Raw genomic sequence first — 16337 nt, 5'->3', positions numbered from 1 at the left:
TTGTTACTTTTGATTACTCTTTCCAATTTTGTAAATATAACCGATTTGGCTACCAAATAGTGTCCGAAACACTACGAATTAGAATAAAATCTAAAGATTAATGAATTTAAAAGAAAACATAGCAGAGGGTTTTAGAGCTATAAAAGCCAATATGCTAAGAGCAGTTCTTACTGCTACTATTATAGCATTTGGTATACTGGCTTTAGTAGGAATTTTGACGGCGGTAGACGGTATTCAAAATAACGTAAATCAAAGTTTGTCTGGTTTGGGAGCTAACACTTTCGATATTTTGGTGGAACAACGTCAAGGTAGACAAGGAGGAGTGCGAGATAAAGTGTTACCACCTATAGTATATAGAGAAGCCAAAAAGTTTAAAGAGCTTTTTATGGCTGAGGAAGATGCCGTGGTGAGTGTATATACTGGTGTTACAGGAAGTGCAGAGGTGAAGTATGGCTCTATAAAAACTAATCCGAATACGAGAGTAATAGGGGTAGATGAGCAATTTTTAGGAATTAAGGCTTACAACCTTCAAAATGGAAGAAACCTCAATGAAACCGATATGGAATTGGCCTCAAAAGTTGCCATTATAGGTTTTGAGCTTGCTAAAACACTTTTTCCAAAGGAGGCTCCATTAGAAAAAGAGATTGCTTTTAAAGGGAATAAGTATAGAGTGATTGGGGTTTTAGACCAAAAAGGAAGTTTATCTGGCGGAGGAGATGATAGGGTGATTTTAATTCCTCTTTCATCAGGTAGGCAGTATGATATTAATGGTAACTTTTCTTATGAAATAACCACCTCTGTAGAGAGTGTGGACAATATAGAAGAGGCTATTGGCGAAGCTACTGCCGTTATGCGGAGAGTACGTGGAGATGAAATTGGGGTAGATGATAGCTTTAAAATAGAACGTGCTGATAGTTTAGTGAAACAAACAGAAAGTATTACGGGAGCTATGCAAATGGGTGGCCTTGTAATTTCAATTATTACGTTATTGGGAGCGTCAATAGCTTTAATGAATATTATGATGGTATCTGTGACGGAGCGAACGCGTGAAATAGGTGTTAGGAAGGCTTTAGGTGCTAGCCCTATTAAAATAAGGTTACAGTTTTTGATAGAGGCTATTATTATTTGTCTTTTTGGAGGGCTGGTAGGCGTCTTATTAGGTATAGTAGGTGGAAATCTTGTTTCCTCATTAATGTTTGACGAATCTGTCTTTTTGGTGCCTTGGGGTTGGATTATGATAGGGCTGGTAGTGTGTATCGGGGTAGGTTTACTTTCTGGATTTTATCCGGCCTATAAAGCATCCAAGCTTGACCCTATAGAGTCTCTTAGGTATGAATAAGTGTCATTAAATTTTAATTGAAAAAGTTTGGGGGAAAAGCTTTGTGAATAAATCCTGTTATTCTATTTTTGCACCCCCAACCCAAAGAATGCCCAGATGGCGGAATTGGTAGACGCGTTGGTCTCAAACACCAATGGTAGCAATATCGTGCCGGTTCGACCCCGGCTCTGGGTACTCAAGAAAGCCTCCTTTTAGGAGGCTTTCTCTTTTTATAGCCTTCCTCATTTTTTTGGCACGCCACTCAGGGTTTACCCTGAATTTAAAAATGCCAACCTGAAAAGTTGACAATTGTCATTAATGTCGCCGTTTGCCGAAAAAAAATGTTTCCTATTCTTCAAATGGCATAGTTTTTCACCTATAGTTCAATGTAATGTTGGAATCTCACAATAAACTATCAGGAAAATGAAAAAACAAACTATTATTACTCTACAAGTATCAGGCAAAAGAAGCTATAAGAAGCCATCCCTAAAAAAGCTAGGCTCTGTTTCATCATTAACGCTGAAGACTGGGTCGGTATCTGACTTTGGTTCAAATCAGTTTCAGCCTTAAAAAATGATGTCACATGAAAAAAATATTATTACTACTTACAATAATTGTAAGCCCTGAATTTGTTTTAGGGCAATGTGCGTGCCAACCTACTTGGCCACTAGCGAGTGGTGCAGGTAATTTTACATCAAATGGTGGAGGAATATGCGTGAATGGTTCTTGGACGGGATTTATAAATGATAATACTTCAATAATTGATATTTGTGTAACAGATGGAGGTAACTGGAGTCCATCTAGTGGTTCGTTACCATCTAATGAGTTTATCGGCGATTTTGATTTAGAAATAAATGAGGGTGGAATTGTCAATATAGTTGACGGAAATCCTCTCATATCTATAGGAGGTAAGCTTAAAAATCATGGCGGTACTTTTATCACCAACACCACAGGTTCTCTTACTTTCTTAGACTCCGTTATAAACAATGTGGGTGTTTTGGATACTGGTTTAATAGATTGTACATCAGGTACTTTGTTAACAAAGGATATCCTTAATTTGGGTAACCTAAATTTAGACTGCCCAACCGCATCTTTAGATGGGAAATTAATAAACAATGGTGGAGGAATAAATGTAAATATATCTGGAGTTCTTACTTTTTTAGATTCAGTTATAAACAATGTGGGACTTTTAGGGAATGGTCTAATTGATTGCACGGCAGGAACAGTGCTGTGTGAAGAGATTTTGAATTTATGCGATATAAATCTAGGTTGCACCACAGCTACTTTGGGTGGGAAGGTTTTAAATGACGGAGGTTCGTTTATTGTTAATAGTTCTGGAGCTCTTACCTTTTTAGATTCATTGATAAATAATATTGGGCTATTAAATAACGGTCTGATTGATTTAAGTACGGGGACTTTGTTGACCCAAAATTTATTTAACTCTGGTATTATCAATTTAAGCTGTGATGGTATAGAAATACTTGGAGCTTCCAATATTGGAACCATTAATATTGACCAAGACGAAATAGATATTACCCTTTTAAGGCAAAAAGGAGACGGGAGTAATTACTTAACATCACCCATAGAAATAGATCTTTTAAATAACTTTGGCACAGTCCAGTTATTGGGAGAAAGAGTAGTGGAGGTGGGTCTTGGCTCCGTATGGAATAATAATGGTTCTGATGCGGTATTGGGTCTAGATGTTTTAGGAGATGCTGGTTTGTTTCTTAACGGAGGTACTTGCAATAATACAGGTGGAGCAAGAATGCTGTTAGGTTATTTTCAAAACGCCTATGGTCACTTTATTAATACGGCTACTTCGATAGTAGAGATAGAAGCTGGCTGTCTTAATAATGGAGAGTTCACCAATGGTGGTTATATTCATGTTGGTGCAGATTTACAAATGGGGGTGTCAGGAATAGAGCTTCTTCCTTTTGTGAACAATCATCAGATAGTGGTGGATGGCGATATATTGATTTTTGGAAGGGTGGATAACGAAGGTGTTATATCGAGTGAATTTGGCCTTTTTGAAGAGGGAACTGTAGTGGAAGTCTTAGTTGAAACTGTAGTAGAGGTTACTAATTGGATTGTAAATGTTTTAGACCCATTAGGAGCACTTATACCAGTTGTTACAGAAGAAGTAGTTATAGAACCAGTATTGACCTTGGTTGGAGAAGGCTTATTAGCAGGCGATGGAATTATATGGCTTGGAACTGAACCAGAAAACATTTTTGATGTATCTCAAATGGTTACAACTGGAGCTGATGGTAGTTTAGGCTTGGCTAATAATACTTTGGTTATAGGGTTAAATCCAGAGAGTGCTGGTCTTGGCGTTTTTCCTGTCAAATTAGTTTCTTTAAAGGGAAAGCAGTTAGAGCGTAGAATTAATGTTTCTTGGGAAGCCACAGCATATGAAAATTTTCAATCTTTTCACTTAGAAAGGAGTAATAATGCAGTAAATTTTGAGGGTATTGCTAGGATTGGCAAAGGTCAGAAAAATTATAATCATGATGATTTTAACCCTAAAGAAGGTCTTAATTATTACAGGTTAAAGATGATCGACACTAACGGAGAGTTTTCTTACTCTAAAACAATAGCGGTTAATTATGAAATAGATGGTGATTATTTCACTTTTGAAAATCCTGTTAGAAATCACACTATTCAGATTAGAACTAATATTAAAGATTCAGAGCTACGTATTTTAGATATTACAGGAAGAAGTATTCCTTTCGATATATATGATACAGCGGAGGGATATGAAGTAAGACCTCAAAGAACTTCGGATGGTGTCCTTTTTGTAAGTATGGCTGGTGAGAGGCATGTATTTACAAAAAAGGCATTGATTCGATAGACGACTTACTGCTTTTCTATAAAATACTTATACATAAACGTGAAATAAGCTATAAACGAAGTTCATCTCGCCGTTCCGTAAAGAACGGCGAGGTGGACCTTTTCATTTTTATAGTTAAACTATCAAGGCGTTTTTACTGTTACTCTGAAAGTCGATGCAAAATCTTTTTATTCGGCTATTCATGATATCTTGTTAAAAACAGTCTATAAAAATTGAAAACTTCTTTTTCTCCTCCCTTTTGGCAATTTGAAGGTCATCTTCAAACCATTTACCCAAGTTTTTTTAGAAAGGTCGATTTGCCCTATGAACAAGAGCGAATAGAACTCCCTGACGGTGATTTTCTAGATTTAGAATGGGTCAATAACGACAGCGATAAGCTCATTTTAGTGACACATGGCTTAGAGGGAGATGCCTCACGCCACTATGTAACAGGAATGATTCAGAAGTTTCAAGAGCAAGGTTTTGATGGTTTGGGCTGGAACTGCCGTAGTTGTAGCGGTGAAATGAACAGACTGCCAAAATTTTATCATCATGGAGATGCGGAGGATTTAAGAGCTGTTTTAGAGTATGCCATAAAGGAAAGGGGATATAAAGAGGTGGTACTAGCAGGCTTTAGTATGGGCGGAAGTTTGACATTAAGGTTGGTTGCCGAAAAACCTGAACTTTTACCTGCGGAGGTTAAACTGGCGGCAGTAGCATCTGTACCCTTAGATTTACAGAATTCGGTAGAAGAATTACAAAAGCCTATGAAACGCTTTTACATGGACCGTTTTCTAAGAAAATTAGAAGTGAAAATTAAGCAAAAATCAGTTCAATTTCCTGATAACACCTTTTTCCAAGGTTCAGCTAAAACCAATGATTTTTTCGAATTTGATAGCCGTTATACGGCTCCTTTGCACGGTTATAAAGATGTATTCGACTTTTATGCTCAAGCCTCAGCTAAACCTCTTTTAGGTAGGGTAGAAGTACCAACTTTGATAGTTCAGGCTTTAAATGACCCATTTTTGGGTGATAAGTGTTTTGATTTGGGCGAAGCCCAAAGTAATGCTAACCTTAATTTATTATTACCCAAAGAAGGAGGGCATGTAGGCTTTATGCAGTCGGGGCAAAAAAGTACCTATGTAGAAGACCAAGCTTTGGCCTTTTATCAAAAACTAAAAAAGGCCTCTGAATAAATCAGAGACCTTTTTTTGAGGAAATTAAAAGCTGTTCTTAGTTACCGTTTCCGCCAGCTCTACTTTTTAAGTCTTCTGTGGCAGTGCTTCTTCTTCTGCTACTTTTTACGTTTTGGTTACCAAAAGTATAGTTAAAGCTTAAGGTTACTCTTCGGCTAGTCCACCTGTTATCAATTTGTAAGTCTACATTTTCATAATCAATAGCACCTGCAAAGAAAGAGGTTAAGAAGATGTCATTGATATTAAATTTGATGCGACCTTTTTTCTCAAGAATAGTCTTTTGAACACCTGCATTTACCGAGTATTGAGGTTTTGACTGCTTAATAATTCCCATTATCTGTGGTGAGTTAAACCACATACTAGCTTCTGCAGACCAGCCTTTCTTAAAGTTCAAGTTGTTACTTGTATAAAAATTAAACGCCGTTTGGTCTATATTTAAGGTACCACCGCTTAAGTCGCTGTCATAATATTTTACATAATATAAGTTTATGTTATTCTGCATATTCCACCATTTAGTTACCGGAATAGGGAAAGATAAGTTGGCAGAATAGTTTTCTACTTTTTCAAGGTTCGTGGTCGTTTGAAAAGTAACTCTAGTTTCATCATCTTGCTCTATCACCTGCATCATAAAGTCATTTGTATTGGCGTAGCCTAATGTAAGTGTGATGGCGTTGTTATATGTATATGTAAGTTCTAAGTTATCAGTAAATTGTGGTTTTAAGTACTCGTTTCCACGCTCAAAAGTATAAGGGTCTAAGAAGAATAAAAACGGGTTAAGTTGTTGATAGTTAGGACGTCCTATTCTTCTGCTGTACGAGTATCTCAGCGAATTTTTGTCGTTTACTTTCTGATTTAAAAATGCCGTTGGGAAAAGGCTTAAGTAGGAGCGAGGTACAGATTGGTCAAGGGTGATAGAGTTTCCTTCTGATTTAGTATGCTCTGCTCTTAATCCAGTTTGGAAACCTATTTTGTCCCATTGTTTTCCTATGTTAAAGTAAGCTGCGTTTACAAATTCCGTGTAAACAAAGTGATTTGTTTTACCTGGGTCAATAGTCCATGCTCCGTCGTTTTCCACTTCAAACACAAAGTCATTATCGGTTTTTACATAGCTAGTTTTGGCACCAAACTCAATTTTCATTTTGTTGGCTGTAGGTATTACAAAGTCAACTTTAGCAGCGTAAATATTAATGTCAGAAGGTGTGCTGTTTTGCTGGCGAATACTTTCGGTTAAGTTTTGATTACCATCAAAATAATCAGTGTCGAATGTTTGGAAAGCGTAGTTTCTAAAACCACTGTAATCAGCGTCAAAACTTACTTCTTTTCCTTTGTCATCAAAGTTATGCTTTACATTAAAGTTGGCAGTGTAATTCCAGTTGTCCATCTCTCTATCAGAAGTTGGAATTAATGAACTTTGACTAAGCACATCACTTTGTCTTTCTATGATTTCTGTTAAGCCAGAAGACTTCATGTTGCCATTCCAGTTATTGACATCAAACATAATTCCTAAGGTAGTTTTATCAGTAGCGAAGTAGTCTGCACCAAGTTTTGCCGAGCTATAAATACCATTACCATTTCTTTGAGACACTTGGTCAAACTCACTTCTCAAGCTTTCAAAGTTTGTGCTTCTCATAAGATGATTGTCATTATAAAAAGCATTTCTACCTACATTTGCAGTTCCAAAAACGTTTACTTTCTTGTTTCTGTGGTTTAATGAAATATTGGTAGATGCTCTGTATAAATCATCGGTAGAGTTAGGTAGGTAGGAGTCTCCAACAGCTACGTTTATTGAACCGTTTGTTCCAAAAGCTTTATTTTTCTTCAATTTGATATTGATGATTCCAGAGTTTCCAGAAGCATCATATTTAGCAGAAGGATTAGAAATGATTTCTATTGAGGTGATTTCGTCAGAATTCATATTGCTTAGCATTTGCATCAATGCCTCTTCTGATAAATAACTACGTCTTCCGTCAATTTGAACTAAAACACCATTCTTGTTTTTTAATTTAAGAGCGTTGTTTTGTCGGTCAACTACCACGCCTGGTGCTTTTTCCAGTACTTCTAAAGCCGTATTTCCGCTTCCTACTATACTGTTTTCTACATTTAGCACGGTTCTGTCAATCTGCTGCTCTATAAAAGGTTTCTTCGCCGTTACTGTTACTTCACCCAGTTCGTTTGATGCCACTGTTAGCTTTATTGGTTGAAATTCAAATTTCGGTGTGGCTTGTCCTAACTTGAATTTAGGAGACACAAATTCGGAATAACCTACCATCGAGATTTTAACAAAATATCCGCCTTCGGCTAAATTGTCCAGAATAAAAGCTCCATCCATCTCGGAAGCTACTGCTTTGTTTAAAGAACTGTCTGCAGCATTAAGTAGAAGTACATTCGCAAATGGCATCACTTCCGACTGTTCATCAAGAACATTTCCTGTGACCTGGAAATTGGTTTGTGCCCATGAACTCAATGTTCCTGCAAGGGCGAAAATTGTAAGTAATAGCTTTTTCATTTTTTGTATTTTTTATGTCGTAATAGCTTTGGTCTTTGGGATATGTTTTCCTAAATGACAGTTCAAAGGTATGGGTATTGTGTATAGCAAGGTAATGGTTTATACACAAGTGGTTCGATAAACTAGATGAATGGTTCTTTCATAATTTGTACACCAGATGGCATAGAAAGGCATAAGGTTGCAAGCCTAAGCAAATGAAAGCTAGGAAAAGGTTAAGTAAGGGGATTGTGGCTACAAATTAGCTAAAAGAGGGGATATGCTTGTTTGTTGGGCGTACAATGGCCTAGAATTAGGGGAAATCGGATACTGAACTTAAAGCTTTTCTTGAAATTTCTTCAAGGTGGAGGTGGTCGTTTGATTAAGTTTTTTCTTAAAAAACTCAGTATTACCCAAGAGAAGACCTTTGAATCCCATGGCTTGTTTAGCCCAAGTATAAAGGTTAAAGGTGTCTATATGTTCTATTATTTTGCCGTCTTTGAATTTGAACTTTGCCAAGACAATGTTATGAACAGGACGCCCTGTTTGACTGAAAGTATATTTGGCTTCCCATTTTACTAAGCCTTTTTCTTCATCTGCTATCGGCTCAGAAAATGTTACTTCCACACCTTTTCCATTTTTACAAAGCATTCTCCACATGTCGCCGGAGTCTTTTCCATGTAATCTACCAAAAGCTGGGTCTTCAAATACTACGTCTTCATGATAACATGAGGCCATAGTTTCGGCGTCTTGGTTTGCAAAGGCACTATAGAATTTCTGTAAAAGGTTTTTCATAAGAATGGTATTAAGCAGACATCCACTTTTTTAATTCGGCAGCTTCGTTATCATTGAGTTCAAGCTGAGAGCTAGCTTTTTTATTTGTAGGAAATGCTATCAACATAACAACCAAAACAGCTAAGGCAATAAACAGAAATTGTGTTTCGCCAGACATGATGGCTGCAATAGATGCTAAATAACCAGGTATGGCGAGGCATAAGTTCTTTACAAAAACAGATTTTTTATAAAAGTCTAATTTGCTCGACAGGTTTTTAGCTTTTCGTGCTTCCTTTAGGTGCTTGTTTCCTAAATAAAATGATGCAGACAGACCTATAACTATACTCATAGGCACAGCTTTAAACAGAATACTCATGTAAGACGAGCCTTTTGAAATATCGCCAGATTGGATGAGGTAAAATACAGCTACAGCCAATAATAATAGGCTTAAAGCAATAGCTATATATGTTCTTTGGGTGTTTTTGAGCGTGTTAGTTTGATTCATTTTTTTATACTTAGGGTTAAATTGAAGTTAATTTAACCTGGTTTTTAAATACTTCTAGTTTCATTACCTCGCCACATCTTACAGCTAGGTTCTCATCATCATGACCTATAGGGAAATCATAAGAGACAGGATATTGAAATTCAGATACATGTTCTTGGATGATTTCAAACGCCGTTTTACCAAAAGGAATAGCGTTTTCTTTAGAATCAGAAAACTGTCCAACTATCAATCCTGCTAGGTTGTTAAGTTTACCAGCTCTTTTTAATTGCACCATCATTCTGTCAATATTATAAGAATATTCTCCCACGTCTTCCAGAAATAGGATTTTATTTTCAAAACTGATGTCAGAAGATGAACCAATATTATGAGCTAAGAGACAAAGGTTTCCTCCAATTATTTGTCCAGCACATTCGCCTTCTCTATTAAAATGGTGTCCTCTTTCTTTATACTTTAAAGCCTTTCCTGTTAATGCTTTTTTTAAGGACTCTGTAGATGCAGCATCATTAGTTAGGGTTACCATCATAGGTCCATGAATAGACTGTATGCCTAAACTTTGAAGTTTTTGATGAACTACTGTTAGGTCAGAAAAGCCAACAAGCCATTTTGGATTTTGCTTAAAGCTATTCCAATTCATTTGGTCAATGATCTTAGAGGCTCCATAACCACCTCTTCCTGCTATAATTCCTTTGATTTCAGGATTGTCTAGCATCGCCTGAAAGGCTTCTATTTTCTCTTGGTCTGTGCCAGCGAAATTATGATGAACGTTTAAAATATTGTTTGAAAAGACGATTTTGAAACCAAAACTGTCTTCAATAATTTCTTTACCTTCTAAAAGCCTTTTCTCATCTAAAACAGAAGAAAGGGAGACAATACCGACTTGGTCTCCTTTTTTAAGAGCGGGTGGCTTTATGAGTGCTTCTAGCTTCATTCTTAAACTGCAAACTGACTTAAATGGTGATCTAAATGCTTATAAAACATGACGTTCCACTCACTTTCAGTTAAGTTTCCAAATGAGTTTGACGCTTTTCCGTCAAAATAAGCTCCTCCCAGCTCTTGTGTTTTATTAAGATAGTCAATCAGTCTTTTCTTTTCTGTTTGAAAATTTCTCTTGTCTTTAATTACAAAAGCCGGAGCAGTAGGACTGTTCTTTTTATAAGGCTTTGGACCTACCACTATGTTTTTTACAAAAAGCTTCATGATAAGCGTTTTGAAGAAACCTGCTTTAGGGTGAGTCTCATCATAAATCATTTCATAAGTTACACAGCAATGAGCTAACATTTGAGGCACAGACATTTTGCCCCATATTGCTTTACTCTCAGGCGAAAGTTGATTTATTCTTCCAATAATTTCATTGGTTACAGCCGCTTCAAAAATATTCTTCATCAAGCTTTATTTTTATTATTCCTTAAATATGCAATTCCTTTTTCTAAACTAGAAAGCTCGAGTACTTAATTATGAAGGTTTTTGCGTCAAATAACCTTTAAATGTTAAAAGATTACTATTTCGCTCGGTTCGTAACCTAGCCTCATGGCCATGCATTCGTATGATTCGGATTTCGTTTCTATTGGTTTGGTATATACTTCCCATCTTTGAGCTCCTCTTTTTCTGTATGCTATAGAAGCTCCAGCGGTCATGCTAGTCAGTTTGGTTTTTTCACCCATTGGGTAAACGGTAGGCTTGGCTGTATGAGGAGCAGCATTTTGCCCATTCCACATTTCGCTTAGCATTTCTTTTTCAGGAATAGCTCCGTAATCACCCGTTTCGGCTACCCAGTTTTCCAGAGCTTCTCTTAGTCTAAGTAGCGTTTCAGCATGTTCAGGGTTTGCTGCCAAATTGTTTAGCTGGTAAGGGTCATTCTGCCAGTCATAAAGCTCCTCCTCAGGTTTTGTTTCCTGAAACCAAAAAGACTGAGCGTCGTTTAACTTCCCTTCTTCTTTAAGAGCTAAAATCATCTTCATTGTAGGTATTCCCTTTCGATAATCTACATCCATATAAAGTGGTTTTTCTGGATTATAATTTTTTATGTACTGATATTGATGGTCCATGGCAGAACGCACTCTATCATAATCATTATCAATTCTATCTCTTGCCGCAAAAATATACTCGTGGTCAGAATCAGCTTTATATTTCCCTAAAAATGCTTTTCCATACATTTGAGAAGGCGTTTCTATGCCCGCAAGGGAAAGTACTGTCGGTCCAAGGTCAATGGCATTTATGAAGTCCATATTTCTGGTTCCTGCATTTCCTTTATTCGGAAACCTAGCTATTAAAGGAATATGAAGCCCTCTTCTATAAACCTCTCTTTTATAAAATGGAAGTCCATCACCATGATCACCCCAGAAGAAAATGATAGTATTCTCTAATAAACCATCTTCCTCAAGTTTTGCTAGTACTTCACCTATTTGGTCATCTAGTTCAGACATATTACTGTAATGTCTGGCAACATCGGTTCTTGAAATGATATTGTCAGGGTAATAAGGTGGGAGTTTTACATCTTCTGGCTGCACTCTTAACTCATGGTCTGCTCTTGCCCATATTTGAGACTCATGAGTGGTAGTGAAATTAATAACACTGAAAAAAGGTTGGTCACCATCTCTTCCTCGCCAGTCTGCCGTAGTACTCACCTCGTCCCACACCGTAGGAGGAGCGGTAAACTGATAATCAGTTTTTACATTATTGGTAGTATAATATCCTTGTGCTCTTAAATACTCAGGAAAACATTTGACCTCTGGTGGAGGTACAGAGTTGTACATTTTAGGCAAACCAAGCTTTTGAGTATCATGAATGCCCATAGTTCGCATGTTATGGCCGCCATTGCTAGTTTGGTATCTACCGGTGATGATGGAATTTCTGGCAGGAGAGCATACACCTGCTGATGTATACACATGGTCAAAAACTACACCCTCATTTGCTAGTCTATCCAAGTTTGGCGTAGAAATGGTGGAATCACCATAAGCTGCCATTCTAGGGCTTAAATCTTCTGCCGAAATCCAGAGAATATTAGGTCGGTTAGGCAATTCTACTTTTACCTTTTTTTTGCAAGAAGCTAAACTGAAAAGTAGCAAAAAGGAGTATAAGGTTACTTTTTTCATGATTAATTAGCTTTTAAGACCTAGTTTTTGTGCTTTGAGGGCAAGTTCCATGGTCAAGAAACAATGTTCTTGCGACATAGCAGTATTAGTTCTGTTCAAAACATCGTCTACCATTTGAGGGCCAAAAGGAAGTTCAATGTCCTTACAATCCATGTGAATGGTTTCTTTACCATCAGCCATGTAAAGATGATTTCCGCTGTCATGCCTAGCTATGTCAATGTTCTTTCTTATTTCAATGAAACCTTCGGTACCTAAAATAGTTAGTCTTCCGTCTCCCCAAGTATTTAATCCATCTGGGCTAAACCAGTCTATTCTTACATAGCCAGAGCCTCCGTTTCCTTGCACCATGGCATCCCCAAAATCTTCAAAACCTGGGTACTGCGGATGATTTACATTTTTAACCTGTGCTGCTAATACCTTAGCCTCTGTAGAGTTTGTGAAATGTAGAAATTGGTCAAATTGATGCGAAGCAATATCTGTAATGATACCGCCTACTTGTTTCATGTCATAAAACCAATCGGGTCTGGTCTCTGGTCTCATTTTGTGCGGTCCTAAACCTATGGTTTGTACCACTTTGCCTATGGCACCAGCTTTTACCAGTTCACTAGCTTTTACGGTAGCTCTGTTTTCAAGACGCTCACTATAAACAATGGTATAAATTTGCCCAGTTTCTTTTTGAACTTTTCTTACTTGAGCTAATTGTTTTAAAGTAGTAATACCAGGTTTGTCAGACATATAGTCTTTGCCAGCTTTCATTACTCTTATGCCTAAAGGAGCTCTTTCACAAGGGATTCCGGCACTTAAAACCAGTTTAATGTCTTTGTTTTCTAAAATCTCTAGTTCGCTTTTAGCTTGTTTAGCTGTTGGGTGCCTTTTGCCAAAAGCTGCATTTAGCTCAGCTTCTTTGGCATAGTAAGAAACTAGCTCTCCGCCACCTCTTTTGATGGCTTCTGTCATGCTATAAATGTGGCCATGATTCATGCCAATTACGGCAAATTTTAAACGAGGTTTGTCCCAAGTTTTTATTAGGTCCGGTTTGGCTATGATTGATTTATGAGCAGTGACACTGTTTGGGATGGCTCCTAAAAGACCTAAACCTGCAGAGTTTAATGCTACGTTTTTAATAAAATTCCTTCTGTTGTTTTTCATTATAAAGAGAGTTGAATATTTGTCAAATATGCGAATAAATAATAATTAAGTTTTTAACCTATTCAAAATTATGGAGTTGGTCTTCCCAAGAGTATGGTTTGTAAATCATTTTAAATCCTTTGGTAGGTATGTTTAGTTTATCTTCCAAGATTTGTTTAATTCCTTTTTCGCCATTAAAATCACCTCTAAACCAGCTCATTAGACTGGTAGTGTGAATTTCCATTCTATCATAAAATACCTCCGTTTCTGATTCTAAAAAAGATAAGGTGGCCATGTCTAATTGCTGGTCTAGGCTGTCATGCTTGTAAAAAGCAATAGGCGGACAGCTTTTAGCACCACAGTTTAAGGCAAAGTGAATGCGGTAATCTACTTTACTTACTGCCAGTGTTTTTATTAAGACAGGGGCAAAGATATTTGGCAAATAGCCCAAGGATATCTTGATACGATATTTGCGTAAAATGCCATGCTCTATTTCGTCAAGACTAAAGTTTTCGCCAGCTATTTTAATTAGCTTTTCAGTATAAATTTCAGGGGCGAGTAATTTCGTCCTTTTTCTAAGAATTTGGTAATAGGCGTTATAGCAGTTTATCCAGAAAGCTTTCTTTTGAGAGTCTGTATTCAGTTCTGATTTTAATTGGTCTAGTGGCAGTGCCGCTATTTGTTCTTCTAAGCCTTCTGTATCCACTTCTTTTTTAACATTTAGAAGTAGCTCCTCAGCCAATTTGTTTATTGTCATTCAAATTTAAATTTAAAGTCTGAAGAAAGCGTATGTTCTTGATTCATTATTTGTAAACCTTTTGCTACAAGTTCTGGGTTTAAAGAAGCGAGGTCATTTTGCTCTTCAATGTCTTTGCCAATGTTATAAAGCTCAACCTTGGTTTTCGTGCTGTCGTTAACATGAAGCTTTATGCATTTCCAGTTATCATCAAATAAGACACCCTGCTTGCCGCCCTGTTCGTAAAATTCCCAATATAGGAAATCATGTTTAGCTTGTTCTTTATCTAGTAGAGTTGGTAAGAAAGAGATGCCATCTGTTTTATGATTGTCTTCTATTTTAACTAAGTCTTTTAATGTTTCAAATAAGTCTACAAAACCAGAAACATGCTCAGAAGAACTTCCAGCTTTGATTTTGCCTGGCCATCTAGCAATGGTTGGTACTCTTATACCACCTTCATATAGGTCTCTTTTAGTTCCCCTTAATGGGCCATTGCTGTTGAAAAACTCAGAATCTGCACCACCTTCATTGTGTGGGCCATTATCAGATGTGAATATCACTAGCGTGTTTTCATCTAATCCTTCATCTTTAAGCTTTTGCATCACTAGGCCTACTGTTTTGTCCAGTTCGCCTATCATAGCGGCATGCCTTTTTTGATTCTCTGGCCAATCTTTATCAGCGTAAATACCTAAGCTAGGTACTTCCATGCCAGATTCATTAAAGTGTTGAGACTCATTATTGGCATGTGGTACGGTTATAGGAAGGTATAAAAAGAATGGTGCTGCTGCGTTTTGCTCAATAAATGCTAGCGATTTTTCAATGAATTTATCGTTGGAGTAAACGTCTTTATTAGTGGAGTGACCTGCAATTCCTGCATTATTTCCTTTTGTCATGTATTCTACCTCATTGCCTAGTTGGTCTTTTTCTTGATTTTCGTAGAGAAAAGCTGGGTAATGATTGTGAGCATGGGCTTGATTTAGGTAACCATAGAAATAGTCAAAACCTTGTTTATTTGGAATGCCAGAGCTTCCTTCTTCTCCTAATCCCCATTTGCCAACCAAGCCCGTGGTATAGCCAGCAGTTTTTAATAATTCAGCTACGGTGTAATCCTCTTCTAGTAAAGGAACTCTTTTGTTTCCTCTTACCGTGGCATGCCCATTATGTTTGCCCGTCATTAATGTGCATCTAGAAGGAGCACAAACGGTATTTCCAGCATAATGCCTTGTGAGCATCATGCCTTCTTTGGCTAGTTTGTCAATATTTGGTGTTTCTATTAGGGTTTGACCAAAGGCTCCTACATCGCCATAGCCGAGGTCATCAGCCATGATGTAGATAATATTCGTTTTTTCAGAGTTTTGCTGTACTTCTTTACATGAAAAAGTTAGCAAACCGAGGCTAAGTAGTAATGTTGTTTTTTTCATTCTTCAAGGGTTTCAAGCCATGAAGGTAATAGCAAAAGAAGTCTGTTGCAATTTCAATTTTGGTAAATACTCGGATGCTGTTTTTTTTTTGGTTCAATACCGCTAAATAACTTTTATCTATAAACGTTGCTCAGATAAGTTTTTCAAAGGTCATACACAAATTTAGCAGTTTGATACTCAGTGGCTCCCGTATTTCTGTAGAAATCAATGGCTGCGGTTCCTTGCTTTTTAGCTCCTACAAATAAGCGAGAATGCTCTCTTTCTTTTGCAAAATTGAGAATAGTTTGCATTAGTAGTTTACCTATTCCTTTTCCTTGGTATTTAGGACTAACGGCTAAGTTATAAAGTATAACTTCGGATTCTCCTTTATAGTAACTTCTTATTTCATAGGCTGTTAAGCCTCCAATTACTTCGTCATCTTTCATAGCTACGTATCCTACAAAGGTAACATGGCGTAACATGGAATTAAGGCTAAATTCGTCTATCTCTTTTTTTGATTGACCTTCAAGCGTGGCTTTAAAAATTTCTATTAGTTGTTTGAAAGTTTTAAGGTCTTGCGGCCCTAACTTATGGATGACAGTGTCCTCTGATAGTACTTCATTTGGAACCTCCCTTTCCAAAGTGACGGTGCTTAAAGCATCTGTGTTGTATTTCATTTTCCTGAGAGTTAAATGTAAAATTTTAAATAGCAAGGACATAGAAACAACCTGAATAGTTATTGTTATTCAGATTATATTTTGAATCCAGGCTTTTAAAAAGTGTTTTAAATTTTGGAGGTTTTCTCCTGACTTGTATACTAATATAAAACGAATGAATTTATTCTGGGGAAATATAGAGCTTAAACGATTGATTAGT

Annotated in this window: 14 protein-coding genes and 1 tRNA gene; 5 read left to right on the top strand and 10 right to left on the bottom strand. The window is 37.0% G+C overall.

What is annotated here, in order from left to right; all coding sequences use genetic code 11:
* Positions 1-100: 100 nt before the first annotated feature.
* The 5 genes from AC0L6O_RS14975 to AC0L6O_RS14955 all read left to right on the top strand — a co-directional run bounded on the left by AC0L6O_RS14975 (position 101) and on the right by AC0L6O_RS14955 (position 5344).
* Positions 101-1339, top strand: a complete 1239-nt coding sequence (locus tag AC0L6O_RS14975) for an ABC transporter permease (protein WP_473303468.1) — start codon at positions 101-103, stop codon at positions 1337-1339.
* A 90-nt stretch (positions 1340-1429) separates the two neighbouring features.
* Positions 1430-1513, top strand: a tRNA-Leu gene (locus tag AC0L6O_RS14970).
* A gap of 228 nt (positions 1514-1741) precedes the next feature.
* On the top strand, positions 1742-1888 hold the full coding sequence (locus AC0L6O_RS14965; RefSeq protein WP_473303467.1) for a hypothetical protein: 147 nt from the start codon (positions 1742-1744) through the stop codon (positions 1886-1888).
* A gap of 13 nt (positions 1889-1901) precedes the next feature.
* Positions 1902-4169, top strand: coding sequence for an autotransporter outer membrane beta-barrel domain-containing protein (locus tag AC0L6O_RS14960; RefSeq protein WP_473303466.1), 2268 nt, complete (start codon positions 1902-1904; stop codon positions 4167-4169).
* 212 nt (positions 4170-4381) lie between these two features.
* Complete coding sequence (locus tag AC0L6O_RS14955) at positions 4382-5344, top strand: YheT family hydrolase (RefSeq protein WP_473303465.1); 963 nt, start codon at positions 4382-4384, stop codon at positions 5342-5344.
* Between the two features lie 37 nt (positions 5345-5381).
* On the opposite strand, the gene AC0L6O_RS14950 is transcribed toward AC0L6O_RS14955, so the two are convergent.
* The 10 genes from AC0L6O_RS14950 to AC0L6O_RS14905 all read right to left on the bottom strand — a co-directional run bounded on the left by AC0L6O_RS14950 (position 5382) and on the right by AC0L6O_RS14905 (position 16138).
* Positions 5382-7850: an outer membrane beta-barrel protein gene (locus AC0L6O_RS14950; protein WP_473303463.1), complete on the bottom strand. Its 2469-nt coding sequence runs from the start codon at positions 7848-7850 to the stop codon at positions 5382-5384.
* Between the two features lie 312 nt (positions 7851-8162).
* A complete protein-coding gene (locus AC0L6O_RS14945) occupies positions 8163-8621 on the bottom strand; it encodes a nuclear transport factor 2 family protein (RefSeq protein WP_473303461.1) in 459 nt (152 codons plus the stop codon).
* A gap of 10 nt (positions 8622-8631) precedes the next feature.
* Positions 8632-9105: a hypothetical protein gene (locus AC0L6O_RS14940; protein ID WP_473303460.1), complete on the bottom strand. Its 474-nt coding sequence runs from the start codon at positions 9103-9105 to the stop codon at positions 8632-8634.
* A gap of 16 nt (positions 9106-9121) precedes the next feature.
* Entirely contained in the window at positions 9122-10033 is a 912-nt protein-coding gene (locus AC0L6O_RS14935) for a S66 peptidase family protein (protein ID WP_473303459.1), read from the bottom strand.
* A 2-nt stretch (positions 10034-10035) separates the two neighbouring features.
* A complete protein-coding gene (locus AC0L6O_RS14930; RefSeq protein WP_473303458.1) occupies positions 10036-10488 on the bottom strand; it encodes a DUF1569 domain-containing protein in 453 nt (150 codons plus the stop codon).
* A gap of 104 nt (positions 10489-10592) precedes the next feature.
* A complete protein-coding gene (locus AC0L6O_RS14925) occupies positions 10593-12197 on the bottom strand; it encodes a sulfatase family protein (protein WP_473303457.1) in 1605 nt (534 codons plus the stop codon).
* A 6-nt stretch (positions 12198-12203) separates the two neighbouring features.
* Positions 12204-13346 carry a Gfo/Idh/MocA family protein gene (locus tag AC0L6O_RS14920; RefSeq protein WP_473303455.1) on the bottom strand — a complete coding sequence of 381 codons (1143 nt, stop codon included), beginning with the start codon at positions 13344-13346 and terminating at the stop codon, positions 12204-12206.
* A gap of 58 nt (positions 13347-13404) precedes the next feature.
* Positions 13405-14082, bottom strand: coding sequence for a DUF547 domain-containing protein (locus AC0L6O_RS14915; protein WP_473303454.1), 678 nt, complete (start codon positions 14080-14082; stop codon positions 13405-13407).
* Complete coding sequence (locus AC0L6O_RS14910; RefSeq protein ID WP_473303452.1) at positions 14079-15482, bottom strand: arylsulfatase; 1404 nt, start codon at positions 15480-15482, stop codon at positions 14079-14081. Before AC0L6O_RS14910 ends, AC0L6O_RS14915 begins: the two co-directional genes overlap by 4 nt.
* Before the next feature lie 143 nt (positions 15483-15625).
* Positions 15626-16138 carry a GNAT family N-acetyltransferase gene (locus AC0L6O_RS14905; protein WP_473303451.1) on the bottom strand — a complete coding sequence of 171 codons (513 nt, stop codon included), beginning with the start codon at positions 16136-16138 and terminating at the stop codon, positions 15626-15628.
* Positions 16139-16337: the final 199 nt, after the last annotated feature.

The organism is Arcticibacterium sp. GJ41-1 (genome assembly GCF_055808875.1).
The sequence above is the reverse complement of the archived record's forward strand: the minus strand, read 5'-3'. Positions and strand labels throughout refer to the sequence as shown.

Coding starts and splice junctions, on each gene's coding strand:
- AC0L6O_RS14915 (WP_473303454.1), bottom strand. CDS start 14,082: ATGACAATAAACAAATTGGCTGAGGAGCTACTTCTAAATGTTAAAAAA.
- AC0L6O_RS14930 (WP_473303458.1), bottom strand. CDS start 10,488: ATGAAGAATATTTTTGAAGCGGCTGTAACCAATGAAATTATTGGAAGA.
- AC0L6O_RS14940 (WP_473303460.1), bottom strand. CDS start 9,105: ATGAATCAAACTAACACGCTCAAAAACACCCAAAGAACATATATAGCT.
- AC0L6O_RS14975 (WP_473303468.1), top strand. CDS start 101: ATGAATTTAAAAGAAAACATAGCAGAGGGTTTTAGAGCTATAAAAGCC.
- AC0L6O_RS14965 (WP_473303467.1), top strand. CDS start 1,742: ATGAAAAAACAAACTATTATTACTCTACAAGTATCAGGCAAAAGAAGC.
- AC0L6O_RS14935 (WP_473303459.1), bottom strand. CDS start 10,033: ATGAAGCTAGAAGCACTCATAAAGCCACCCGCTCTTAAAAAAGGAGAC.
- AC0L6O_RS14950 (WP_473303463.1), bottom strand. CDS start 7,850: ATGAAAAAGCTATTACTTACAATTTTCGCCCTTGCAGGAACATTGAGT.
- AC0L6O_RS14920 (WP_473303455.1), bottom strand. CDS start 13,346: ATGAAAAACAACAGAAGGAATTTTATTAAAAACGTAGCATTAAACTCT.
- AC0L6O_RS14945 (WP_473303461.1), bottom strand. CDS start 8,621: ATGAAAAACCTTTTACAGAAATTCTATAGTGCCTTTGCAAACCAAGAC.
- AC0L6O_RS14960 (WP_473303466.1), top strand. CDS start 1,902: ATGAAAAAAATATTATTACTACTTACAATAATTGTAAGCCCTGAATTT.
- AC0L6O_RS14925 (WP_473303457.1), bottom strand. CDS start 12,197: ATGAAAAAAGTAACCTTATACTCCTTTTTGCTACTTTTCAGTTTAGCT.
- AC0L6O_RS14910 (WP_473303452.1), bottom strand. CDS start 15,482: ATGAAAAAAACAACATTACTACTTAGCCTCGGTTTGCTAACTTTTTCA.
- AC0L6O_RS14905 (WP_473303451.1), bottom strand. CDS start 16,138: ATGAAATACAACACAGATGCTTTAAGCACCGTCACTTTGGAAAGGGAG.